Annotated in this window: 24 protein-coding genes; 12 read left to right on the forward strand and 12 right to left on the reverse strand. The window is 64.2% G+C overall.

Annotated elements, in window-relative coordinates; translation table 11 throughout:
- Window positions 1-349 precede the first annotated feature (349 nt).
- Window positions 350-520, forward strand: coding sequence for a hypothetical protein (locus OQE62_RS06605; RefSeq protein ID WP_265721216.1), 171 nt, complete (start codon window positions 350-352; stop codon window positions 518-520).
- Window positions 521-565: 45 nt separating this feature from the next.
- Here OQE62_RS06605 and pyk read toward each other — a convergent pair whose 3' ends face one another.
- Window positions 566-2002, reverse strand: coding sequence for a pyruvate kinase (gene pyk / locus OQE62_RS06610; RefSeq protein WP_265721217.1), 1437 nt, complete (start codon window positions 2000-2002; stop codon window positions 566-568).
- A 115-nt stretch (window positions 2003-2117) separates the two neighbouring features.
- On the opposite strand from pyk, the gene OQE62_RS06615 reads away from it, so the two are divergent.
- From OQE62_RS06615 to OQE62_RS06625, 3 genes are all read left to right on the forward strand, one after another.
- Window positions 2118-2591 carry an META domain-containing protein gene (locus OQE62_RS06615; protein WP_265721218.1) on the forward strand — a complete coding sequence of 158 codons (474 nt, stop codon included), beginning with the start codon at window positions 2118-2120 and terminating at the stop codon, window positions 2589-2591.
- A 64-nt stretch (window positions 2592-2655) separates the two neighbouring features.
- The gene (locus tag OQE62_RS06620; protein WP_265721219.1) at window positions 2656-3165 is read left to right on the forward strand and encodes an META domain-containing protein; all 510 of its coding nucleotides are present in this window, start codon (window positions 2656-2658) and stop codon (window positions 3163-3165) included.
- Window positions 3166-3827: 662 nt separating this feature from the next.
- Complete coding sequence (locus tag OQE62_RS06625; protein ID WP_265721220.1) at window positions 3828-4766, forward strand: hypothetical protein; 939 nt, start codon at window positions 3828-3830, stop codon at window positions 4764-4766.
- A 41-nt stretch (window positions 4767-4807) separates the two neighbouring features.
- On the opposite strand, the gene smrA is transcribed toward OQE62_RS06625, so the two are convergent.
- The 7 genes from smrA to OQE62_RS06660 form a co-directional block, all read right to left on the reverse strand.
- Entirely contained in the window at window positions 4808-5392 is a 585-nt protein-coding gene (gene smrA, locus OQE62_RS06630; RefSeq protein ID WP_265721221.1) for a DNA endonuclease SmrA, read from the reverse strand.
- Between the two features lie 27 nt (window positions 5393-5419).
- Entirely contained in the window at window positions 5420-6289 is an 870-nt protein-coding gene (locus tag OQE62_RS06635; protein WP_265721222.1) for an SDR family oxidoreductase, read from the reverse strand.
- Window positions 6290-6324: 35 nt separating this feature from the next.
- Entirely contained in the window at window positions 6325-6723 is a 399-nt protein-coding gene (locus OQE62_RS06640) for an acyl-CoA thioesterase (RefSeq protein ID WP_322746564.1), read from the reverse strand.
- Window positions 6724-6765: 42 nt separating this feature from the next.
- Entirely contained in the window at window positions 6766-7113 is a 348-nt protein-coding gene (locus OQE62_RS06645) for a GFA family protein (protein WP_265721224.1), read from the reverse strand.
- Window positions 7114-7249: 136 nt separating this feature from the next.
- Complete coding sequence (gene secB / locus OQE62_RS06650) at window positions 7250-7750, reverse strand: protein-export chaperone SecB (protein WP_265721225.1); 501 nt, start codon at window positions 7748-7750, stop codon at window positions 7250-7252.
- 121 nt (window positions 7751-7871) lie between these two features.
- Window positions 7872-8123 (reverse strand): glutaredoxin 3, encoded by a 252-nt coding sequence (gene grxC, locus OQE62_RS06655; RefSeq protein WP_265721226.1) that lies wholly within the window; start codon window positions 8121-8123, stop codon window positions 7872-7874.
- Between the two features lie 10 nt (window positions 8124-8133).
- On the reverse strand, window positions 8134-8544 hold the full coding sequence (locus tag OQE62_RS06660) for a rhodanese-like domain-containing protein (protein WP_265721227.1): 411 nt from the start codon (window positions 8542-8544) through the stop codon (window positions 8134-8136).
- A 210-nt stretch (window positions 8545-8754) separates the two neighbouring features.
- Here OQE62_RS06660 and gpmI point away from each other — a divergent pair, with 210 nt between their 5' ends.
- From gpmI to OQE62_RS06680, 4 genes are all read left to right on the forward strand, one after another.
- Entirely contained in the window at window positions 8755-10302 is a 1548-nt protein-coding gene (gpmI, locus tag OQE62_RS06665) for a 2,3-bisphosphoglycerate-independent phosphoglycerate mutase (RefSeq protein WP_265721228.1), read from the forward strand.
- 30 nt (window positions 10303-10332) lie between these two features.
- Entirely contained in the window at window positions 10333-11535 is a 1203-nt protein-coding gene (locus tag OQE62_RS06670; protein WP_265721229.1) for a murein hydrolase activator EnvC family protein, read from the forward strand.
- A gap of 204 nt (window positions 11536-11739) precedes the next feature.
- A complete protein-coding gene (locus OQE62_RS06675) occupies window positions 11740-12099 on the forward strand; it encodes a DUF488 domain-containing protein (protein WP_265721230.1) in 360 nt (119 codons plus the stop codon).
- 140 nt (window positions 12100-12239) lie between these two features.
- Entirely contained in the window at window positions 12240-13589 is a 1350-nt protein-coding gene (locus OQE62_RS06680; protein ID WP_265721231.1) for a S41 family peptidase, read from the forward strand.
- Between the two features lie 39 nt (window positions 13590-13628).
- Here OQE62_RS06680 and hisF read toward each other — a convergent pair whose 3' ends face one another.
- The 4 genes from hisF to hisB all read right to left on the reverse strand — a co-directional run bounded on the left by hisF (window position 13629) and on the right by hisB (window position 16515).
- Window positions 13629-14390 (reverse strand): imidazole glycerol phosphate synthase subunit HisF, encoded by a 762-nt coding sequence (gene hisF, locus OQE62_RS06685; RefSeq protein ID WP_265721232.1) that lies wholly within the window; start codon window positions 14388-14390, stop codon window positions 13629-13631.
- Window positions 14391-14392: 2 nt separating this feature from the next.
- Window positions 14393-15124, reverse strand: a complete 732-nt coding sequence (hisA, locus tag OQE62_RS06690; protein ID WP_265721233.1) for a 1-(5-phosphoribosyl)-5-[(5-phosphoribosylamino)methylideneamino]imidazole-4-carboxamide isomerase — start codon at window positions 15122-15124, stop codon at window positions 14393-14395.
- A 96-nt stretch (window positions 15125-15220) separates the two neighbouring features.
- The gene (gene hisH, locus OQE62_RS06695; RefSeq protein WP_265721234.1) at window positions 15221-15883 is read right to left on the reverse strand and encodes an imidazole glycerol phosphate synthase subunit HisH; all 663 of its coding nucleotides are present in this window, start codon (window positions 15881-15883) and stop codon (window positions 15221-15223) included.
- Window positions 15884-15927: 44 nt separating this feature from the next.
- On the reverse strand, window positions 15928-16515 hold the full coding sequence (gene hisB, locus OQE62_RS06700) for an imidazoleglycerol-phosphate dehydratase HisB (protein WP_265721235.1): 588 nt from the start codon (window positions 16513-16515) through the stop codon (window positions 15928-15930).
- A 128-nt stretch (window positions 16516-16643) separates the two neighbouring features.
- Between hisB and OQE62_RS06705 the strand changes: the two genes are divergently transcribed.
- The 4 genes from OQE62_RS06705 to mutY all read left to right on the forward strand — a co-directional run bounded on the left by OQE62_RS06705 (window position 16644) and on the right by mutY (window position 22885).
- Window positions 16644-16934 carry a hypothetical protein gene (locus tag OQE62_RS06705; protein WP_265721236.1) on the forward strand — a complete coding sequence of 97 codons (291 nt, stop codon included), beginning with the start codon at window positions 16644-16646 and terminating at the stop codon, window positions 16932-16934.
- A 98-nt stretch (window positions 16935-17032) separates the two neighbouring features.
- Complete coding sequence (locus OQE62_RS06710) at window positions 17033-19204, forward strand: TonB-dependent receptor (RefSeq protein WP_265721237.1); 2172 nt, start codon at window positions 17033-17035, stop codon at window positions 19202-19204.
- A gap of 210 nt (window positions 19205-19414) precedes the next feature.
- The gene (locus OQE62_RS06715; protein WP_265721238.1) at window positions 19415-21481 is read left to right on the forward strand and encodes an AsmA family protein; all 2067 of its coding nucleotides are present in this window, start codon (window positions 19415-19417) and stop codon (window positions 21479-21481) included.
- 297 nt (window positions 21482-21778) lie between these two features.
- Window positions 21779-22885 carry an A/G-specific adenine glycosylase gene (gene mutY / locus OQE62_RS06720; RefSeq protein ID WP_265721239.1) on the forward strand — a complete coding sequence of 369 codons (1107 nt, stop codon included), beginning with the start codon at window positions 21779-21781 and terminating at the stop codon, window positions 22883-22885.
- Window positions 22886-22897 lie beyond the last annotated feature (12 nt).

Below are 22897 nucleotides of genomic sequence, written 5' to 3' on the forward strand. Positions count from 1 at the left end.
GGGCCAAGCCGTTTTCAAAACCATTAATCAACAATCTCAGAGGCCTATCTTTTTTTGCCTGCCGATCTCAACGGGAGACAGACGCTGTCAGATGTAATGACGGCTTGTGTTCTCCAACTCCTATTGCCCCGGATTCGGGAATCGGGTGAGCAACACAACCGAGTTGCCGGCTCCGCGACTCTCTCGGGCTTCGCTTCACTCAATCCAACCTGCGGGCCCTGCGGCGGGCTTGTCGCAACTTTGCACAAATTGGCGTGCAATCACTCACTCTGGCAGCCACTTCCCCTAGGCTGACAGGAGAGGCGGACGCAAACGGCGCCTCCCACTCACCAGTCACGAGGTATCTGCGGTGCAGAAGTTGAGCTGTATTCTGCTGGCAGTGGCCCTGGCGACAGGAGTTGCCGGTTGTTCCACAACCGCGCCCAAAGGAGCCCCCAAGTCGCTGACCATGAACGGTCAGCAATTCCGCTGTGTCGAACAGGAGCTGGAGTCGAAGGTGCTGGTGCGCTGCGTGCGTTAATCCGGCGGCGGTCGCCGTCCCGGTATTTCCGCAGCGCGGGCGGGTTCAGTCCACCCGGACGATGCGCAGGGTATCGGTGCTGCCGCCGATATCCTGGTGGTAGCCGCGGGAAATCAGCACAAAGTCGCCGGCTTGCAGTAGCTTTCGCTGTTTCAGGTGGGCGATAGCCCGGCGGTCGCGGGAGACTCCGTCCAGCCCCTCCACTTCCATCAGCACCGGGTCCACACCGCGGTAGAGCGCCACCCGGCTGCAGCTGGTGCGGTGGCGGCAGAAGGCGAATATCTGGATATCGGAGCGCACCCGCGACATCAGCAACGCGGTGTTGCCGGTCTCGGTCTGGCAGATGATCGCTTTTATTTCCCGGCAATGGTTGGCGATGGCGATCGCGGCCATGGCGATACAGGCGTCGCCGGCCGGGTAATAGTCCTGCGCCATCCGCGGCGGCCGGCGGCTGGCTCGGTGCTTCTCAGCGCCCACGATCACTTCCGCCATATGCTCGACGGTTGCCACCGGGTAGTCGCCGGCGGCGGTCTCGGCGGACAGCATTACCGCGTCGGTGCCGTCGAGCACCGCGTTGGCCACGTCGCAGACTTCCGCGCGGGTGGGGACGGGGCTGGCGATCATCGATTCCATCATCTGGGTGGCGGTGATGGCGACCCGGTTCAGCCGGCGCGCGCGGCGGATCAGGTGTTTCTGCACCCCCATCAGCTGTGCCTCGCCGATTTCCACTGCCAGGTCGCCGCGCGCCACCATGATGGCATCGCTGGCGAGGATCAGCCGGTCCAGGTGCTCGTCGCTGGCCACCGCCTCGGCGCGCTCTATCTTGGCGACGATATGGGCATCGCCGCCGGCGGCGCGGAGCAGCTTGCGGGCCAGGTCCACATCCGCCGCGTCGCGGGGGAAGGAGACGGCGAGGTAGTCGAAAGCCAGGTCGGCGGCCACCTGCATATCGGTGCGGTCTTTCCCGGTCAGCGCCGGCGCGGTGAGACCGCCGCCGAGCTTGTTGATGCCCTTGTTATCGGACAGCCAGCCGCCCACTTCCACCCGGGTGCGCACCGCTGCACCGTCGACAGCGGTGACCCTGAGCCGCAGCCGGCCGTCGTCCAGCAACAGGGTATCGCCGCTGCTGCAGTCCCGCGCCAGTTCGGCGTAGTCCACCGACACACCCTGTACATTGCCGGCGCCGGCGGGCCAGTCGGGATCGAGAACGAATTTGGCGCCACTTTCCAGTTGCGCACGCCCCTCACTGAACCGGCCCACGCGGATCTTGGGCCCCTGCAGGTCGCCGAGAATCGCCACATGACGGCCCTGGCGCGCGGCTTCCTCCCGCACCTGTTCGGCGCGGCGGCGGTGATCGGAGGCCAGGCCGTGAGAAAAATTGAGGCGCACCGTATCCACGCCCGCCGCAATCAACTGCGGGAGAATCCCCGGCTTGTCGGTGGCGGGCCCCAGTGTGGCGACGATCTTGGTACGTCTGAGCATCTCGGCGACATCCCTCTACTGGCTGCGCCACAAAGCATAGCTTGGCGGCTCCTGCCTCTCCCGGCCAATCCCAACAACTAAGCTTTCTTGAGTGCAATACAAGGAGCGGAACACCATGGGCAAAGTAGTGCAGTTGTGGCTGGTGGGCCTGGCGCTTGTAGTGGCGGGCTGTATCGGAATGGATACCGGGGAATCCGATATCGTCCAGTCGGCGGGCAATATCGGGTCCGTATGCGGGCCCAAGTGGCAGCTCAAGCGACTGCGTATGGATGGCGAGGCCATCGGCATTCGGGATATGGAACGCTTTACCTTCCTCTGCAGCCCGGAGGGCAATGTGATGGGTAAAAGCGGCATCAATACCTACCGCGGCTCCATGACCGTGACCCAGAACGGCCAGTTGCTGTGGGACACCTCCAGTTTTGCCTCCACCAAGAAGGCCGGTCCGTCGCAGCTCATGGAGCAGGAACGCCGCTATCTGCGCGCCCTGTCGGGCACCCGCCAGGCCTTTACCAAATCCGGCGGCAAACGACTGATCCTGCGCGACCCATCGGGGGATATCTATATAGAATATGTCAGCGTAAACCCTTGATATCGACCACAGACAGCGCGGCCATTTTGATGTTAAATGGCAGAAAAATAACCAGAGCCACAATATGTTACGCCGCTACAGACTCCCCGCCGCACTGCTCGTCGCCATCCTGCCGCTGGCCGCACCGGGCTGCGCTACTGGCGGCGCGGTGCCACAGGAGAGCGCGGTGGCCGCGGACATCGCCGGCGACGCCTCCGTGTGTGACTACCAGTGGCTGCTGGAGAGACTGTCGCTGGATGGCCGCGAACACCGCTCGCGCCTGCTGTGGCAGAAGCTCTGGCGCGACCGCCCCTACTTCCTCTGTGACAAACTCGGCTATGTGCGCGGCAGCGCCGGCTCCAACCCCTATATCGGTCGTTTCTCCATGACTTCCCGCGGGAGCATAAGCTGGCCCCAGCCCCCCGAGATTTCCCGCATGACCGGCAAGCGCGACAGCAGCGAGCTGGAGGAGAAATTCCTGGCGGCGCTGCCCCGGACCGACACCATGAAACTGCGGGGCGACTCGCTGATCCTGCAGGGCGACGGCGGTGCCACGAGGCTGGAATTCAAACGCACGGAGGGCCTGCCGGAATAGGAAAACGACAGGCACCGCCGTTTTGCGCAGCCGAAGGCTGCCCGCAGGAGTGGGGGCCAGGGATGGCCCGAATGACAAAACGACAGGGACCGTCGTTTTTGCACAGCCGAAGGCTACCCACAGGAGTTGGGGCCAGGGATGGCTCGAATGACAAAACGACAGGGACCGTCGTTTTTGCACAGCCGAAGGCTACCCACAGGAGTTGGGGCCAGGGATGGCTCGAATGACAAAACGACAGGGACCGTCGTTTTTGCACAGCCGAAGGCTACCCACAGGAGTTGGGGCCAGGGATGGCTCGAATGACAAAACGACAGGGACCGTCGTTTTTGCACAGCCGAAGGCTGCCCCGCAGGGGTGAGGGCCAGGGATGGCCCGAATGAAAAAAGGCGGCCAACAAGGGCCGCCCAAACACAATCAAGAAGGGTCAAATATCCGCTATTCGCGGACAAGAGAGAGAAGAACAACGACGCCTCATTTACTCGAGGCAGACAAGCGTGTCGTTGTGATTGCATCCTAACGTCCCACAGTGACAAAAAAATGACAGCGGCGCACAAAATCCACTTTTGTTTCGTCTGACAGCTTCCGCGACTTTCTGGCAACCGCGTTCCTCATCAGATAGGGTAAGGGCGCTCATAACAACAACTGCACAGGATCCGGATGTAATGGACTATTCCCGCCTGGCGGTGCTGACCGCCGCATTTCTGTTGCCCCATGCCGCCACTGCCGATGAACTGTGCCGGGAGATCTCGCTCGGTTATACCAGCGGCGATATCGACGGCTACCCGCAGGGCCCGGCCAACCTGGCCGTCGTCGGCTTCTCCCCGGTCAATCACGGCAGCGATTTCAATACCCTGGGATTCGACGACTTTCACCAGTGGAACTTCGAGGGTGGCTATCGCTATGGCCGCAACCGTTTCTACCTGGGTTACGACCGCATGCGGCTGGACAACGAATTTGATATCAAACCGCCCACCGAGGAAGAACTGGCGGGGGTCAGCAGCCCCAGCGGCTTCACCGTCGTGCGCACGCCGCTCGATGTCTCCACGCAACTGGATTACTACCGCCTGGGCTACCAACGGCTGTTCGAGCTGGAATGGCTGGGCCGCCGCCTGACGTTGGCGCCGGGCGTGGAAATGAATGTGCTGGATTTCGATTACCGGCTGAATATGGAGACCACGCTGGTGCCGGTGGAGGATAGCGTCTACTCCTTCGATCCGGATGCCCCTTTCGGCAGTATCGATGACGCCTCGGGCGTGTTGGGCGATGCCGATTTCTCCATCGCCGAACCGGTCGCGGTGATACGGCCCGATTACACCAAATGGGGCCTGCGTATCGGCGGCGAAGCCGAGTTTCACTTGAGCGAGCGGTTGTCACTGACCGCGGAGCTCTACGACACCGCGGGCATCGACGACTGGCCGGATGTGTTTACCGGCAAACTCGGTTTCCGTTTCCGGCTCTACGAGGGGAACAACACCGCCATCGACCTGTTCGGTCGCGGCGGCGCGGAGACGATCAAGCTGAATCGGGACGAAACGCACTGGAACGACCTGCGGGCGGAGTATCGGGACCTGATCGAGGGCGGGATTCGCGTGCGATTCTAGCGGGCCGTGCGCGCAGCACACACTCTACAGGTTGACGGGAATCAGCGGCGCCGTTGGTGCCGCTCCAGGTTGTCCTGCCGTCTGCGCTCGCTCTTGCGCAGTAACACGTAGGTGGCCCCCAGGCCGCCGTGCTGTTTCTGCGCACTGTGGAAAGCGAGTACTTCGCGCAGGTGCGGCAGCCAGGCGTTGACACAGCTTTTCAGTACCGCCGGCTGCTTGCGCCCCTCGCCCTTGCCGTGGGTGATCAGCGCGCAGCGCACATCCGCCTCCATGCAATCGCGCACGAATTCCAGCACCGCGCGCCGCGCCATCTCCACCGTGTGGCGGTGCAGGTCCAGGCGCGCATCCACCCGGTATTTGCCCAGGCGCAGGTTGCGGTAGACACCGTTCTGCACCCCGTCGCGCTTGAATTCCAGCGGATCCCAGGGATCCACCGGGTCGACTCCCTCGCCGGTGAGCGGGTTGAGCTGCGCCTCGATTTCCTCGATCGCCGCCTCGCGGCGGGCGCGCTTGTTGAGGCCGGAATCCGAATCCTTTCTCAGGGCCACCTTGCGCTCTCGCACCAGCGGCTTGACATCGCCGAGCTGCCCGAGGGCCTCGCGAAACAGTTCGCTATCACTGGACACAGAAAAACCTCCCCCCAACGGCAATACTCAGGAATCCAGGAACAGGTCCACAGCCAGCTCGCCGGCCCTGTCCGGGTTGTGGGCGTACCGGGTAAAGTCGGTAACACCGCGCTCGCCCAGCAGTTCCTCGTCGATCAACTGGCAGCCGCTGAGCGCATTGTTTTCCGTCTGCAGAATTTCGTAGGCGGCATCGGCCATGATCACCGGCTTGCGGCTCTGCTCGAACATCTCGCGGTTGCCCACGGCAAACTCGATTGCCGCCGTGGCCACGAGGGTGCGCGGCCAGAGTGTGCTGACACTGACCCCCGCCTCGTGCAACTCTTCCGCCAGCCCCATGCTCAGGATCGTCATGCCGAACTTCGACAGGGCGTAGGGGGCGAAGGGCCCCAGCCATTTCGGCTGCAGGTTGACCGGCGGCGACAGGCTGAGAATATGGCCGCAGGCCGATTTTTTCAGGTAGGGAATCGCCAGGTGCGCGGTCAGGTAGACGGCGCGGCTGTTGATATCCTGCATCAGGTCGTAGCGCTTGGGCGGCGTGGATTCGACATTGGTCAGGTTGATGGCGCCGGCATTGTTCACCACCGCGTCGATACCGCCGAACTGCTCCGCCGCCGAGGCCATGGCCGCGGACACCTGCTCCTCCTCGCGCACATCCACCTGCAGCGCCAACGCCCTGCCGCCGGCCTGCTCGACTTCCTCCGCCACCGAGTGAATGGTACCCGGCAGTTTCGGGTGCGGCTCGGCGGATTTGGCCGCGATGACGATATTGGCCCCGTCCGCGGCGCACTTCAGCGCGATGGCGCGGCCGATACCGCGGCTCGCACCGGTGATGAATAGCGTCTTGCCCTTCAGGGCGCCGGTGTTTTCGGTCAGGGTGATGGGGTCTTGCTCGCTCACGCTTGTTCTCCCGTGTCGAATGGTGGTGGGAGGAGTCAGTCCGGCGCTGCGACAACCGCGGGGCAGTAGATGTCCTTGAAGATCTGCGGCATGCGCTTCGGCCTGCCGCTGGACAGCTCGATACACACCATCTGCCACCGGGCACTCAGGAGCAGCGCCTCGTCGACGGCGCGGAACACCTGGAATTGCCGGGTCATGTTGAGGCGCCCGTCGACCTTCGTCAGCCAGGTACCGAACAGCAGTTCATCGCCCTCCCTGGCCGCCAGTATATAGTCGTATTCGGCGTGACGGATGGCCATGCCCCGGTCGAGCCCCTGGTAGTTGGTGACATCCAGGCCCAGCTCGACGCTGTGGTTCCAGGCGGAGCGCTCACACCAGCGCACGTACTCCGCATTGTTGGCGTGATGCAGGCCGTCCACATGTTCCGGCTGCACCGTGACTCTCCATACATAAGGAGTCGGTAATTCCCACTTCATTCAGAAACTGCGTCCATCTACCTGCTTGATTGTCAGCTCGGCCGGTTCCACACCCTCCAGGCAGCGCACATTGATGGCGGCGAGGGGCGGGCCGTCCGGCATCTGCCCCAGGCCGAAGGGCTGGCAGCCGCAGTCGGGGCAGAACTGGTGTTTGATCTCGTGCTTGTTGAAGGTGTAGGTGGCCTGGTCGGATTCCGGCGTCTTCTGGTGCAACTGCTCGCGGGGGACAAACCAGAGCAGGAATCCCTTCCTGCTGCAGTGCGAGCAGTTACACTCCATCACCTCGTCGATGTCTCCCTCCACCTCAAACGCGATACGGCCGCAGTGGCAGCTTCCCTGATAGGTCATGACAGTTCTCTCTCCTTGATGGATGAGCTCTGAGCCTATGCGATTTGCGGGCAAAAAGAAAACGCCGCGGAGATCCGGGCCCAGAACGCAAAAAAGGCCCCGAACGGGGCCTTTTCAAATCGGGCTCGGGGTGCGATCAGGTTTCGGCCTGTTCTTCCTTCGCGCCCTCTCCCTGTTCCTGCGCCTGCTTCAGGGCCGAGGCGAACAGGGCGTCGAAGTTGATCGGCGGCAGCATCAGGGCCGGGAAGGAGCCCTTGGTCACGGCGTTGTCCACCACTTCGCGGGCGTAGGGGAAGAGAATCTGCGGGCAGGCGGTGTTCAGCGCCTGGGCCAGTTGCTGGCCCTCGAGACCCTTCACGGAGAAGAGGCCGGCCTGCTGTACTTCCACCAGGAAGGCGGTCTCGTCTTCCAGTTTCACGGTGATAGTCAGGGTCAGCGCTACTTCGTACAGATCGTCTTCGATCTTGGCGGTCTTGGTGTTCAGTTCCTGGTTGACCTGGGGCTTCCACTGCTTTTTGAAAACCTCGGCACCCATCGGGGTCTCGAAGGACAGGTCTTTCAGGTAGATGCGTTGCATCGCGAATTGGACGTCTGGAGCCTCTGCGTTGTTCGCTGCGCCGTTTTGTTCTTCAGCCATGTTACTGCCTGTTTATTCAATGGTTTATCACTTGCCTTCCGTGAGAAAGACTCCCTCATGAGTCTTTCAAATGGGGCCGTTGAATACCGTTTCAAGGCCGGGAATAGATTTTGTCACCGGACTATTTCAACCATTCGTCCAGCCGGCCGCTGCGCTCCAGCGCCATCAGCTCGTCGCAGCCGCCCACATGGCGCTCGCCGATCCAGATCTGCGGCACCGCGCGGCTGCCGGCCTCGTCGGCCATCCGCGCCCGCAGTTCGGGATCGTTGTCCACCGGGATCTCGCGGTACTCGACGCGCTTGCTGTCCAGCAGCTGCTTGGCGCGGATACAGAAGGGGCAGAATCGGGTGGTGTAAATGACTACGTCTTGCATACCGGAAATACTAATCCTTCACCAGCGGCAGGTTCTGGTTGGCCCACTCGGTCATGCCACCCTGCAGGCGACGCACCTGGAAACCCTGCTTTTTCAGCAGCCGACCCACGTTGCCGGCGTGCTGGCCCATCTTGTCCGCCACGATCAGCGGTTTGTCTTTCAGCGGCGCCAGCTCGCCGATGCGCTCGGAGATCTCGCCGTGGGGAATGTGCACCGCGTCGACGATGTGACCGGCGCTGTACTCGTCGCGGTCGCGCACGTCCAGGATGCGCGCATCCTCGATATTGACCATCCGGGTCACCTCGTGGATCGACGCCGGCGTGCCGGCCCGGTGCCGCTCGGTCAGTGCAAATGCGTAGAGAAGCGCCACCAGCAGGCTGACCAGCAGCCACTGTTCGCTCATAAAGACGAAAAAATCCACCTCGCCCCCAAATCCTGTTCATTGTTCTGAAATACTGGCGCCATACAGCGTCCGATGCGGCGGCAGTATACACGATTGTGGCGAAATCTTAACCAGCAAAATTGTGTACTGGATCGTCTCCCGGCCCCCTGCCGACATGGTTAAAGGGTGGGCAATCAGGTTAAAATCCGCGTCTTCCGATGGAATCCACCGATAGAGGAATCGTTCGCTATGGCCGCTGCCCCAACCGCTTCCAAACGCCCCCTGGTCCTGCTGATCCTGGACGGCTTCGGCCACAGCGAGAACACCGAGCACAATGCCATCCACGCCGCCAGATCGCCGGTCTGGGACGGCATCTGGGCCAGCCGCCCGAAAACCCTAATCCAGACCTCCGGCATGGCGGTGGGGCTGCCGGAAGGGCAGATGGGCAACTCCGAGGTAGGGCATATGACCCTGGGGGCCGGCCGGGTCGTCTACCAGAACTTCACCCGTATCAACAAGGCGATCGAGGACGGCGACTTCTTCAAGAATCCCGCCTATACCGCCGCCGTGGACAAGGCCATCGCCAACGACGGCGCCGTGCATATCATGGGACTGGCCTCCGCCGGCGGCGTCCACAGCCACGAGGACCATATCGTCGCCATGATCACCCTGGCGGCCCAGCGCGGCGCCAGGGCCATCTATGTGCACGCCTTCCTCGACGGCCGCGACACGCCGCCGCGCAGCGCCGAACCGACCCTGGCGCGCCTGGCGCAGGTGTGCGATTCCCTCGGCAGCGCCCGCATCGCCAGCCTTTCGGGCCGCTACTTCGCCATGGACCGCGACCAGCGCTGGGACCGCACCCAGTCGGTCTACGACCTGCTGACCCTGGGCGAGGCCGAGTACAGCGCCGCCGACGCCCAGGCCGGCCTGGCCGCCGCCTACGAGCGCGGCGAGAACGACGAGTTCGCGGCCCCCACCCGCATCGGCGAGGCGGCGCCGATCCGCGACGGCGATGCGCTGATTTACATGAACTTCCGCCCGGACCGCGCGCGCCAGCTGACCCGCGCCTTTACCCAGGCGGATTTCGACGGCTTCGAGCGCCGCTCCAAACCGCAGCTGGCGGACTTCGTGATGACCACCGAGTACGCGGCAGACATCGGGGCCAGCTGCGCCTTCCCGCCGGAGGAGCTGGTGAACTCCCTGGGCGAATACCTGGCCGGGCAGGGCCGGAAACAGCTCCGCATCGCCGAGACCGAGAAATACGCCCACGTGACCTTCTTTTTCAGCGGCGGCCGCGAAGAGCCCTACGCCGGCGAGACCCGCGAGCTGATCAAGTCCCCGAACGTGGCCACCTACGACCTGCAGCCGGAGATGAGCGCCCCCGAAGTGACCGAAAAGCTGGTGGCGGCGATCGAGAGCGACGAGTACGACGCCATCATCTGCAATTACGCCAACGGCGACATGGTGGGTCACAGCGGCGTCTTCGAGGCGGCGGTCGCGGCCGTGGAGGCGCTGGACACCTGTGTCGACCAGGTTACCAAAGCCGCACTGGCGGCCGGCGGCGAGGTACTGATCACCGCCGACCACGGCAATGCGGAGGAGATGTTCGACGAGAACTCCGGCCAGGTCAGCACCCAGCATTCCACCCTGCCGGTGCCCTTCGTCTACGTGGGCGAGCGCAAGCTGAGCCTGCGGGACGGCGGCAGCCTGGCGGACGTGGCACCGACCATGCTGGCGCTGATGGACCTGCCGCAGCCGGCAGAGATGACCGGCCAGAGCCTGGTTGAATTCGAGTAACCCAAGTTTCGGAGTTGGAGGTGCCTGCCGATGGCACAAGCCGGTGAAAACGCAGGATGGGCAGGGGAGCGCAGCGATGTGCCCGTCAAATATCGCATGATGGGCACACTCGCTGCGCTCGTTTTGCCCATCCTACTCCTGCTGTCTGCGCCATCGGCGCAGGCAGACTCGGACCAGCAGGCGCGCCTCAAAGAGATCAAGCAGCGCATCGAGTCGCTGCAGGAAGAGCTGGGCGAGGTGCGCAGCCGGCGCGACCAGCTGCTCAAGGATCTGGAAGACAACGAGAAGGATATTTCCGAGCTACACAAGCGCATCGACCAGATCAAGAGCGATATGCGCAGCCGCGGCGAGAAGCTGCAGGAGCTGAAGCGAGAGCAGCGGGAACTGGAGGAGTCGCGACGAAGTATGCAGCGGCGGGTCGAGCAGGAAGTCGCCGCCGCTTACCGACTAGGCAGACAGGAGCAGGTCAAACTGCTCCTGAACCAGCAGGACCCGCAGAACATCGCCCGCCAGCTCCACTACCACCAGTACTTCCTCCGGGAACGCAACCGCATCATCGGCGACTACCTCGCCACCCTCTCCTCCCTGCAGACCGTCAGCTCCAATATCGAGCGCGAGCGCGACACCCTGGCTGCGGAGCGGCGACAACTGCAGCAGCGCGAACGGCAACTGGTGGGCGCCCGGCGTTCGCGCCAGGCGACGCTGGACGAACTGGCCACGCAGCTGGCGGACAAGAGCGGCGAACTGCAGCAACTGAAGAGCGACCGCTCGCGACTGCAGAAATTGGTGGACGAAGTCGGCCGCGCCATCGCCTCGCTGGTGAGCCCCCAGGACCAACAACCCTTCGCCAAACAGCGCGGCCGCATGCAGTGGCCGGTGGAAGGCCGCCGCGCCAACGCCTACGGCCGGCGCCGCGCCAATGGCATCACCTGGAAAGGCGTCACCATCCGCGCCGACGCCGGTACCCCGGTGCGCGCCATCCACCGCGGCCGCGTGGTTTTCTCAGACTACCTGCGCGGCCAGGGCATGCTGATGATCCTGGATCACGGCGACGGCTACATGAGCCTCTACGCCCACAATCAGTCCCTGACCCGCAGCCTGGGCGAATGGGTGGAGCGCGGCGATACCATCGCCCGGGTCGGCAACACCGGCGGTCTCAACCGCAGCGGCGTCTATTTCGAAATCCGCCACCGCGGCCAACCGCAGGACCCCACCATCTGGTGCCGCGGCTGACGCCCCTCTCCCCCGGCCCCTCTCCCGGCGGGAGAGGGGAGCTCTGCAGAGGCACCTGTGCCAGCTCACCATCTACAGCCCCATACAATCCCCTCTCCCCCCGGGAGAGGGTTAGGGAGAGGGCGGCCGAATCAGCCACCCAACAACAAAAACCCACCCCACCCAGCTAACCTGACAACAAACCCCACAAACTCGCATTCGGCTATGCCCGCCCCAAAATCCATTCACTGCAAACGCGCCTACGAACCACCCGAGCGAAACGACGGCTACCGCGTACTGGTGGACCGCCTCTGGCCGCGCGGCGTCAGTCGCGAATCCCTGCAACTGGACGACTGGCGCAAGGACCTGGCGCCGTCCGACGAACTGCGCCGCTGGTTCAATCACGACCCCCGGCTGTGGGCCGCCTTTTACCAGCGCTACCACAGGGAACTGCGCGAGAGGGAAAAGGAAATCGGGACGCTCCTGAAAGCCTGCAACGGGCGCCCGCTGACGCTGCTCTACGCCGCACGGGATCCCGAACACAACAACGCAGTGGCATTGAAAATGTTCCTGCAGCGTCATTGAATTCACAGGCTCGAACGGAAGGTGATAACACAGACGGCTTTTCGCGCAGCAGAATGCCCCGCCAACTTGAAAACCCTGCCACCCCCCGCGGTCTACACTTTCGCAAAGAACGGACGCAATAAGGCAGAGGTCTCAACGATATGTTCACTCCCAAAGCGCTGACCACCTTCATCGGCGCAGCCGCGCTCACCGCCCTGCCGCTGATGGGTTTCAGCGAAGGCGATTCCGGCCAGAACCTGATCCCCGCGGCCGAAACCCGCCTGCCACTGGAGGACCTGCGCAGCTTTGCCAAGGTGTTCGAACAGATCCGCCAGGGCTATGTAGAGGAAGTGGATGACAGCACCCTGCTGGAATACGCAATCAAGGGCATGTTGCAGGGCCTGGACCCGCACTCCTCCTATCTGGACCGCGCCTCCTTCGACGACCTGCAGGCCAACACCACCGGCGAATTCGCCGGCCTGGGTATCGAAGTGGGGATTGAGAACGATTACATCACCGTCGTCACCCCCATGGACGATACCCCCGCCGCGCGCGCCGGCCTCAAATCCGGCGATATCATCCTGCGCCTGTCCGGCAAGTCCCTGAAAGGTGTCGGCCTGGACGAGGCGGTGGAGCGCATGCGCGGGCCCAAGGGTAGCAGCGTGACCCTGACCATTGCGCGCCAGGGCCACAAGGAACCGTTTGACGTTACCATCGAGCGCGACACCGTGCGCGTGCGCAGTGTGCGCAGCAAAATTCTCGACGACGGCTACGGCTACCTGCGCATCAGCCAGTTCCAGCTGGATACCGGCAGCGACGTGGCGGCGGAGATCCGCGAGCTGCAGGAAGAGGGCGACCTGAAAGGTATGGTCATCGACCTGCGCAACAATCCCGGCGGCGTACTGCAGTCCTCGGTGGAAGTGGCGGATGCGTTCCTCGACAGCGGCCTGGTGGTCTACACCGAGGGCCGCTCCAAATCCGCCAGCCTGGAATATTCCGCCGAACCCGGCGATATGACCGAAGGTATTCCACTGGTGGTGCTGATCAACGACGGCTCCGCCTCCGCCGCCGAGATCGTCGCCGGTGCGCTGCAGGACCACCGCCGCGCGGTGGTCATGGGGACCGACAGTTTCGGCAAGGGCTCTGTGCAGACGGTGATCCCGATCAACAGCGAGCGCGCCATCAAACTGACCACCGCCCTCTACTTCACCCCCAACGGCCGCTCCATCCAGGCCCAGGGCATCACCCCCGATATCGTGGTCGAGCGTGTAAAAGTCACGCGCATGGAATCCGGAGGCCGCACCACCGAGGCCGATCTCGCCGGCCACCTGGGCAACGGCAACGGCGGCCGGGACCGCAACGCCGCCGACCGCAAGCGGGCCATGGAATCCCGCGAAGACTGGTACGGCCGCGACAACCAGATTTTTGAAGCCTTGAATGTACTGAAGGGGATGAATCTCTACGCCCGGCAGCACGATAAAAAACGCGAGCGCGTGGCCCGCGTCGATTGATCCGGTCGGAAGGGGCGGGCTCCCGCCCCTTCCGAGTATTCAGACCCGCATTTCTATTCCCGCACTCTCCATATAGGCCTTGGCCTCGGCGATGCTGTATTCGCCGAAGTGAAAGATACTCGCCGCCAGCACCGCGTCGGCACCACCGTCGAGAACCCCTTCAGCCAGGTGCCGCAGGTTGCCGACGCCGCCGGAGGCAATTACCGGCACCGGCACCGCGTCGGAGACGGCACGGGTCAGGGCCAGGTCGAAACCGTTCCTGGTGCCGTCGCGATCCATGCTGGTCAGGAGTATTTCCCCGGCGCCGTAGTCGGCCATTTTTTTCGCCCATTCCACCGCGTCGATCCCGGTGGGCCTGCGGCCGCCGTGGGTGAAAATTTCCCAGCGCCCCTCGCCCACCCGCTTGGCATCGATGGCGACGACAATACACTGGCTGCCGAAACGTTCGGCCGCCTCGCGCACGAACTCGGGATTCTTGACCGCGGCGGAATTGATCGCTGTCTTGTCGGCGCCGGCGTTCAGCAGGTTGCGGATATCCTGCAGGCTGCGCACACCGCCGCCCACGGTCAGCGGGATAAACACCTGCGCGGCCATCTGTTCCACCGTGTGCAGGGTGGTGTCGCGCTCCTCGTGAGTGGCGGTGATATCGAGAAAGGTGATTTCATCCGCACCGGCTTCGTTGTAGCGCCGCGCAATTTCCACCGGGTCGCCGGCATCGCGGATATCGACAAAGTTCACGCCCTTGACCACGCGGCCGGCGTCCACGTCGAGGCAGGGAATAATCCGTTTCGCGAGCGCCATGACTATTTTCCCCAGCCGTCGCAGAGCTGTTGCGCCCGGCGCAGGTTCAGCTTGTCTTCGTAGATGGCGCGGCCGGTGATGGCACCGTGGATGTCGCCGGCTTCCAGCAGTTGCTCGATATCCCCGATACTGCTGACGCCGCCCGAGGCGATGATCGGCACATCCACCGCGCGCGCCATCTCCTGCGTGGCCGGGATATTCACGCCCTGCATCATGCCGTCGCGGGCGATATCGGTGTAGACGATGGCACTGACACCGCAATCGGCGAACTGTTTCGCCAGCTCGGTGGCCTTCAACCCGGACACTTCCGCCCAGCCCTCGGTGGCCACCAGGCCGTCCTTTGCATCCAGGCCGACAATGATATGTCCCTCGAATTCGCGACAGGCTTCCTTTACCAGGCCGGGCTGCTTGACCGCGGCGGTGCCGATGATCGCCCAGGTGACGCCGGCTTCCAGGTATTTTTCCACCGTGTACAGATCGCGTATACCGCCGCCGATCTGCACCGGCAGGTCCGGGAACTGCTTTGCGATGGCGGTGACCGCCTCGCCGTTGACCGGGTTGCCGGCGAAGGCGCCGTTCAGGTCCACCAGGTGCAACCGGCGCGCCCCCTCGTCGACCCAGTGCTGCGCGGTGGCCAGCGGGTCGTCGGAGAATACGGTGGCGTCGTCCATCTCACCCTGGCGCAGGCGCACGCACTGGCCGTCCTTTAGATCTATGGCGGGTATAACAATCATAACTGGAAAGAATCGTAGGATGGGCAAAGCGCAGCGTGCCCATCGGCCGAAATTTGATGGGCACGCTGCGCTTTGCCCATCCTACCAGGGGAAAAATCAGGCGCGGCCGCTCCAGCCGACAAAGTTTTTCAGCAATTGCAGGCCGGCGTCCGCACTTTTTTCCGGATGGAACTGGGTGGCGAAAATATTTTCGCGCGCGACGGCCGCGGCCAGAGGCACGCCGTAGTCGGTGCGCCCGGCAACCTGGTCATTGTCGTCCGCCGGTACATAGTAACTGTGTACGAAATAGAAACGGCTGCCGTTTTCGATCCCGGCCCACAGCGGATGTTCCCGCGTCTGCTCGACCCGGTTCCAGCCCATATGCGGGACCTTTAACCTTGAGCCGCAGGCGCCAACCGCTTCTGTTTCACGCAGATCGTCGCCGAAAAACTTCACCGGCTGCGGGAAGATATCCAGGCAGTCGACGCCGTCGTTTTCCTCGCTGCGGCGCATCATGATCTGCATACCGACACAGACGCCGAGAATCGGCAGGCCGGCGTCGATGGCGTCGCGCAGCAGCGGTTCGAAGCCGGTCTCGACGAAGCCGGCCATGCAATCGCGGATGGCGCCGACACCGGGTACCAGCAGCCGATCGGCCCCCTGCGCCTGCGCGGGTGTCGAGGCGAGCGCGATCTCCTCGTCCGGCGCCACCTGCTGCAGGGCACTGACCGCCGAGTGCAGGTTGCCCATGCCGTAGTCGAGTACTGCGATTTTCTGCATCAGAGATTACCTGTTTTCCCCTCTCGCACGGGGAGAGGAGAGCTTCAAAGAACACCCTTGGTGGACGGTGTGGTGCCGGCCATGCGCGGATCCGGCGTCAGCGCCATGCGCAGGGCGCGGCCGAAGGCCTTGAATACCGTCTCCACCTGGTGGTGGGCGTTGTGGCCGCGCAGGCAGTCGATATGCAGGGTCACCAGGGCGTGATTGACGAAGCCCTGGAAGAATTCGTAAAAGAGCTCGGTATCGAAATTGCCGATGCGCTTCTGGGTAAAGGGCACGTGCATCTCCAGGCCCGGGCGGCCGGAGAAATCGACCACCACCCGCGAGAGCGCCTCGTCCAGCGGCACATAGGCGTGGCCATAGCGGGTCATGCCCTTCTTGTCGCCGATCGCCTCGGCGATCGCCCTGCCCAGGGTGATGCCGATATCCTCCACCGTGTGGTGATCGTCGATATGCACATCGCCGTCGCAGGTGATATCCAGGTCGATCATACCGTGGCGGGCGATCTGGTCGAGCATATGCTCCAGGAAGGGCACGCCGGTGTCGAACCGGCCGCGGCCGTCGCCATCCAGATCGAGGCTGACCTCTATCCGGGTTTCCAGAGTGTCGCGCTTGACGCTGGCCTTGCGCATAGACGAATTCATCCTTATTTCAGGCGTTGAGATGGAAGGCGCGAATTATAGGACTAATAGCGGCCTCTGTGGCCACTTAGTGTCAGATGAAACTTGATTAGTGAGCCACAGCCCATATCATACAGGCCATGATCAATCGCTCCCGCCAACAGTCCCGCTTCTGGGCCAGCCTGTTTCTGCTGCTTGCACTGCTGGCAGCGCAGCCGCTGTGGGCGGAGCATATCCACCTGGACGACGGCCAGGTGGAGCTGTGCGATCTCTGCTTCAACCATATGCCCGGCGCCATCGGCAGCGACTTCCAGTTCGCCCAGCCGGTGCCGGTCGCGCCCTACAACAGCCAGTCCGCACCGGTACCGGGCGACTGCCAGCCGGAGCGCCAGAGCGCCCGCGCCCCTCCCGCCCCCCTGTCACTCAGCTGATCCAGCCCCATTTAGCGATTTCCGGCGACGGCTGTCCGCCCATGTCTGCGTATTGCGGTACGCGGCGCCCGTTGCCCGTGTGACAGGAATAAAAACCGATGTATAACACCAGCAAACTGGCCCTGGCGATCGCCGGCGCCCTGACTCTATCCACCTCCCATGCGAATGCCGCCGACACCGGCGAGCGCCTGGAACAGGTCAATGTAACCGTCTCTCCCCTGGAGAAGTCCGCCGACACCGTGGCGGCGCCGGTATCCGTGCTGTCCGGCGAGGCGCTCCGCGACGAAGCCACCGCTACCCTGGGCGAGACACTGAAGAACCAGCCCGGCGTCGCCAACGCCTCCTTCGGCGGCGGTGTGGGCCTGCCGGTAGTCCGCGGCCAGAGCGGTAACCGGGTCAAGATCCTCAACGACAACCTGGATACAGCGGATGCCTCCAGCACCTCCTCGGACCACGCCATCAGCGTCGAGCCGCTGCTGGCCAAGCGCATCGAGATACTGCGCGGCCCGGCCGCGCTGCGCTACGGCAGCGGTGCCATTGGCGGCGTGGTCAACGTGATCGACGGCCGCATCCCCACCGAAGTACCAGAAGACCTGGAAGGCGCACTGGAGATGCGCCACAACAGTGGCAACAGCCAGGACGCCGGCGTCTTCCGCCTGTCCGGCGGCGCCGGCCAGCTGGCCTGGTACCTGGACGGCGTCTACCGCGAGAACGACGACACCGAGATACCCGGCCTCGCCATCCGCCACCACGAAGAAGAACATCACGGGGAAGAGCACCACGAGGAGGAACACGCCGGCGAGGAGCATGAGCACGAAGAGGCATTCAACACCGACGGCTTCGTCGGCAACACCAACGGCCGTGCCCACAGCGGCAGCGGCGGTATCTCCTGGGTCACGGACACCGGCTTTATCGGCCTGTCGGTCAGTCGCCTGGAAAACAACTACGGCATTCCCCTGGGTGCTCACCAGCACAACCACGAGCACGGCGAAGAAGAGCACCACGAGGAGGAGCACGCCGGCGAAGAGCACCACGAAGAGGAACACGCACACGGCGAGGACCCGGCAGCGGTGCGCATCGATATGGCCCAGACCCGCTACGACCTGAAGGGCGAACACCGCTTCGGCGGCGACTACTGGGACAAGCTGAGCGTCCGCCTGGGCTACAACGACTACGAGCACGTGGAACTGGAACCCCACGGCGACCACTACCACGAGGGCACCCGCTTCACCAACGAGGCCTGGGAAGGCCGTGCCGAGCTGACCCACGATGACGGCGGCGAGTGGCGCGGCGCCTACGGCCTGCAGGTCTCGGAGAAGGACTTCGCCGCCATCGGCGAGGAGGCCTTCGTGCAACCCTCGATCACAAGCAGTATCGGCGCCTTCACCATGAAGGAACGGCAGTGGGACGACTGGCACCTGGACCTGGGCGGCCGCCTGGAACGGGTCAATGTGGATCCGCAGGCGGGCGCGGAGCGGGACTACAACCTGGTCGGCGCCAGCGCCTCGCTGCAGTACTTCCTCGCCGAGCACCAGCACGTCAGCCTGGGCCTGACCAGCGCGGAGCGCGCCCCGGTGGCGGAGGAGCTGTTCGCCGACGGCGCCCACGTGGCCGAGGCCCGCTACCTGCAGGGCGACAGCGAGCTGGACACGGAAAACTCCATCAACCTGGAACTGGGCTACCACCACCACAACCAGGAAGCCGACGGCTGGCACGCCGCGCGCGTGGAGGCGAGTCTCTTCTACAACCGCGTGGGCGACTATATCTACGCCGCCAACACCGGCCTGGAGAACGAGGAAAGCGAATTCCCGGTCTACGCCTACGCCAACCGCGACGCCACTTTCTATGGCGCCGAGGCATCGGTGGAGTTCCCCCTGGTCAACCGCCTCTCCCTGACTCTGTTCGGCGACAGCGTGCGCGCGCAGTTCGACAACCGCATCGACGGCCTCAGTCGCGACGTACCGCGCATGCCGCCGCTGCGGGTCGGCTTCGCCCTGGGCGGCGACTACGATCGGTGGAACTGGGAGTGGCGCACCACCGAAGCCGCCGAGCAGGAACGCGCCGGCGCCTTCGAGGAGCCTACCGACGGCTACACACGCATGGACCTGACCGCGCGCTACAACCTCGAGCTGGCCGGTACCGACGCCGTGTTCTTCGCCAGCGGCCGCAACCTGCTGGACGAGGAAATCCGCAACTCCACCTCGCTGCTGCGCGACTACGCCCCGGAGATGGGCCGCAGTGTCGAGGCCGGCGTGCGGTTTGTGTTCTGACCGTTAACACCCATCCACTGTAGGGGCGAACCTTGTTGTTCGCCCCGTCCCCACCGGGTACCCCAGCCCGGGCGAACACAAGGTTCTCCCCTACAAGCGATCGCCGCCGTGTCGGCAGCGATCGCTTTCTTCTACAATACCCCGGCAAACGATTGTCCGTAGCAGCGGCCTCGGCCGCTACTGCAGAATAACGACAGGGACCCAATCTCCATGGCCTGGATCAAGCACACTCTTATCGCCCTGCTGGTCGTATTCCTGCTGCTCGCCGGCGCCGTCGCCTGGCTGCTGGCCGGGGTCGACGTCAACCAGTACAAACCGCAACTGGAACAGCTCGCCGCCGAGCAGGGCGTCGCCCTCAAACTGGACGGCGATATCGGCTGGCAGCTCTGGCCCAATATCGCCCTGGAACTGGAGGGCGTACAGCTGGCGCCCCTGCCGCAACCGGACGAGCCGCTGGTGCGCGCCGAACGCGTGGCCGTGGGCGTGGCGCTGATGCCACTGCTGAAAAGGCGCGTCGAGGCAAAGGAAATAGTGCTGCTCGGCCCGCAGATAGACCTGAGCGTCGACGAACAGGGTCGCGGCAACTGGGAACGGATCACCGAGGCCATGGAGGAAAAACAGAAGCAGCGGGCCGAGGAGCCGCCCGAGCTGGAGGTTCCGCGAGAAGGGGAGCAACAGGCGCTGGACCTGGCACTGGAAAAACTGCGCCTCGAAGACGGCCGCCTGAGCTACAGGGACGCCGGTAGCGATACCGAGTACAGCGTCGAGCAGTTGCGCGTCTCCGCCGACAACCTGGTGCCCGGCGGCGAACCCGGCCGGATCGAGGCCAGTGCGGAGATGACCGGAAGCGCCCTCAAACAGCCGGTGCTGCTGCAACTCACCAGCACCCTGGCCCTGGACGAGGGCCTCAACGGCCTGCGCCTGCAACCGGCGACCATCGACCTATCCAGCGGCGAGGCCGCCGCCAGTATCAACCTGCGCGGCCATGTGCGCCGCAGCGCCGCTGATCGGCCCTGGCAGATTCAGATGCAGGTCACCGCCGACGCCGAACCGCTGCGCCCCTGGCTCGCCGTCACCGGCACCGAACTGACCACCCAGAGCGCCTCGGCGTTGCAGAAACTGAGCCTGGAAACCAGCATCGAAGGCACCGACAAGAAATTCGACCTGAGCCCGCTGCAACTGGAGCTGGATGGCACCCGCTTCACCGGCAACGCCCAGGTGCGCAACGCCAACATACCGGGCCTGGACCTGACCCTGCGCGGCGACACCCTGGTGGTAGACGACTACCTGCCGCCGCCCTCGCCGGAGGCGGAACAGCCACAGGAACCGGAGGCCGCCGCCGAGCCCACGCCACTGCCGCTGACCGCCATGCGCGGTTTCAAGGCCAACCTGGACCTGTCCCTGAAGCAGCTCAGGGCGGTGGACCTGCAGATGGACAACCCGCAACTGCAACTGACCGTCGACAACGGCCTCTACCAGCTGCAGAAACTGGCCGCCGACCTCTACGGCGGCGAGCTCAATACCGACGGCCGCTTCAATGCCCGCGGCCAATCCGCCGAGGCCACCCTGAACGGCGGCCTCACCAACGTGGAAATCTCCAGGGTGCAGCAGGCCCTCTTCCCCAGCGACAGGGTGAAGGTATCCGGCAAGAGCAGCGTCACCTGGGAGGCGCGCACCAGCGGCGCCGACACCCGGCAGTTGCAGAAGCAGCTGCGCGGCACGGTACAGGTCTCCAGCGACCAGCTGGCCCTGGCGCCCTTCAATCTGGAAAAGGGCATGTGCCAACTGATCGAGCTGGCCCAGTCCGGCGGCGATACCGGGGAAACGGAACAACCCCAGCGACAGTGGCCCGCCAGCACCCGCCTGCAGGACCTGCGCGCCAATATCACCATCGAGGGCGACAAGGTCACGGTGCAGGAAATACTCGCCGGCGTGGAGAAAATCGCCCTCACCGGCGACGGCGACGTCGACCTGGAAGAGGGCAACTTCGACTTCGCCCTGGGCCTCGCCGTCGTCGGCGAGCGCACCTCCGCCGACGGCTGCCGCGTGACCAGCGACCGCTGGCGCAACCACCCGCTGCCCCTGCGCTGCAAGGACAGCTTCGCCGACGCCAGCGCCACGAGCTGCAAACCCGACAGCCGCCGCATCGGCAAGCTGCTGGGCGAGGCGGCCAAGCAAGAGGCCAAACAGAAGGTAGAAGAAAAATACGGCGAAAAACTGAAGGAAAAAACCGAAGAGCTGAAAGACAAGTTCAAGGGCCTGTTCGGCAACGACTGACCCCCCTGGGTGCGCCGAGCTATCTATTTGAAGAGCTGAAGGCTCCAGCTCGGCCAGGCGGCCTAGTGGGCCGCTTGTAAAGTTCGGTAGCAAAGGAGCACAGCCAAATCGTTCAGATCAAGGCGAGAAAGCGCTGGAATAGCAGCGTTATTTCAAGCTTTCTCAACGCAGAGCTGGACGATTTGGCGAAGCGAACTGTTACCTAACTTTGCGAGCGGCCCACTAGCGACCGCCTTCCCCCTCGGCCCCACAAGTCTTAGCATGGGCCACCCAGCGAGCCGCAGTAACCCGAGCCCCATGACCCCAAGCCGATTCCAACAAGCCGTCCTCACCTGGTTCGACCGGCACGGCCGCAAGGACCTCCCCTGGCAGCGGGATATCACCCCCTACCGCGTCTGGGTCTCCGAGATCATGCTGCAGCAGACCCAGGTCACTGCCGTGATCCCCTATTTCGAGCGCTTTATGGCCAGCTTCCCCACCCTGGCCGACCTGGCCGCCGCCCCGCAGGGCGAAGTACTGGCCCACTGGAGCGGCCTCGGCTACTACGCCCGCGCCCGCAACCTGCACAAGTGCGCGCAGGTGGTGATGGAGGAACACGGCGGCGAATTCCCCCGCGATGTCGAGGCCCTGACCGCACTCCCCGGAATCGGCCGCTCCACCGCCGGCGCCATCGCCAGCATCAGCATGGGCCTCAGGGCCCCGATCCTGGACGGCAACGTCAAACGGGTACTGGCCCGCCTGCACGCCGTCGACGGCTGGCCGGGCCGGACCGCGGTGTCCAGGAAACTCTGGCAACTGGCCGAAACCTACACCCCGGCGCAGCGCTGTAACCACTACACCCAGGCGATGATGGACCTGGGCGCCACCGTCTGCACCCGCACGAAACCCGACTGCGAAGAATGCCCCCTGGAGCGGGCCTGCGCCGCCCGCAGCCAGGGCAACCCCCGGGACTACCCGGGCAAAAAACCGAAAAAGAAAAAACCGGTCCGCAGCGCCACCCTGCTGCTGCTGGAGCGGGACGGCGAGATCTACCTCGAACAGCGCCCGCCCACCGGCATCTGGGGCGGCCTCTGGAGCCCTCCGCAACTGGACGAGGAGAGCGGCGGCGAGGGCGGCGCGCGGGCGTGGCTGGCGGCGCGCGACCTGGACGCCGGCGAGATACAGCCACTACCGCCACTGCGCCACACCTTCACCCACTTCCACCTGGACATCAGCCCGGTCTGGGTGCAGCTGACGGATACACCGCCACAGGTAGCCGAGCGCGGCAGTGGCTGGTATAAACTGCGCCAGATCAACCGCCCCCGCGCGGCCCAGGAACTCGGCCTGCCGGCGCCGATCGTCAAACTGGCCAAACAACTGCTGGCCCTGCAGGCACCATTGCTGAGCGAATCCCCGGCGCCCTGACCACATCCCCCC

It is taken from the genome of Microbulbifer halophilus (assembly GCF_026183675.1).
In the GTDB taxonomy this organism is placed as follows: Bacteria; Pseudomonadota; Gammaproteobacteria; order Pseudomonadales; family Cellvibrionaceae; genus Microbulbifer; species Microbulbifer halophilus.

Coding starts and splice junctions, on each gene's coding strand:
- OQE62_RS06645 (WP_265721224.1), bottom strand. CDS start 7,113: ATGACCTATCAGGGAAGCTGCCACTGCGGCCGTATCGCGTTTGAGGTG.
- hisB (WP_265721235.1), bottom strand. CDS start 16,515: ATGCGCAAGGCCAGCGTCAAGCGCGACACTCTGGAAACCCGGATAGAG.
- OQE62_RS06625 (WP_265721220.1), top strand. CDS start 3,828: ATGGACTATTCCCGCCTGGCGGTGCTGACCGCCGCATTTCTGTTGCCC.
- pyk (WP_265721217.1), bottom strand. CDS start 2,002: ATGCTCAGACGTACCAAGATCGTCGCCACACTGGGGCCCGCCACCGAC.
- hisA (WP_265721233.1), bottom strand. CDS start 15,124: ATGATTGTTATACCCGCCATAGATCTAAAGGACGGCCAGTGCGTGCGC.
- secB (WP_265721225.1), bottom strand. CDS start 7,750: ATGGCTGAAGAACAAAACGGCGCAGCGAACAACGCAGAGGCTCCAGAC.
- OQE62_RS06705 (WP_265721236.1), top strand. CDS start 16,644: ATGATCAATCGCTCCCGCCAACAGTCCCGCTTCTGGGCCAGCCTGTTT.
- hisF (WP_265721232.1), bottom strand. CDS start 14,390: ATGGCGCTCGCGAAACGGATTATTCCCTGCCTCGACGTGGACGCCGGC.
- grxC (WP_265721226.1), bottom strand. CDS start 8,123: ATGCAAGACGTAGTCATTTACACCACCCGATTCTGCCCCTTCTGTATC.
- OQE62_RS06620 (WP_265721219.1), top strand. CDS start 2,656: ATGTTACGCCGCTACAGACTCCCCGCCGCACTGCTCGTCGCCATCCTG.
- gpmI (WP_265721228.1), top strand. CDS start 8,755: ATGGCCGCTGCCCCAACCGCTTCCAAACGCCCCCTGGTCCTGCTGATC.
- OQE62_RS06680 (WP_265721231.1), top strand. CDS start 12,240: ATGTTCACTCCCAAAGCGCTGACCACCTTCATCGGCGCAGCCGCGCTC.
- OQE62_RS06710 (WP_265721237.1), top strand. CDS start 17,033: ATGTATAACACCAGCAAACTGGCCCTGGCGATCGCCGGCGCCCTGACT.
- mutY (WP_265721239.1), top strand. CDS start 21,779: ATGACCCCAAGCCGATTCCAACAAGCCGTCCTCACCTGGTTCGACCGG.
- OQE62_RS06615 (WP_265721218.1), top strand. CDS start 2,118: ATGGGCAAAGTAGTGCAGTTGTGGCTGGTGGGCCTGGCGCTTGTAGTG.
- OQE62_RS06715 (WP_265721238.1), top strand. CDS start 19,415: ATGGCCTGGATCAAGCACACTCTTATCGCCCTGCTGGTCGTATTCCTG.
- OQE62_RS06670 (WP_265721229.1), top strand. CDS start 10,333: ATGGCACAAGCCGGTGAAAACGCAGGATGGGCAGGGGAGCGCAGCGAT.
- hisH (WP_265721234.1), bottom strand. CDS start 15,883: ATGCAGAAAATCGCAGTACTCGACTACGGCATGGGCAACCTGCACTCG.
- OQE62_RS06675 (WP_265721230.1), top strand. CDS start 11,740: ATGCCCGCCCCAAAATCCATTCACTGCAAACGCGCCTACGAACCACCC.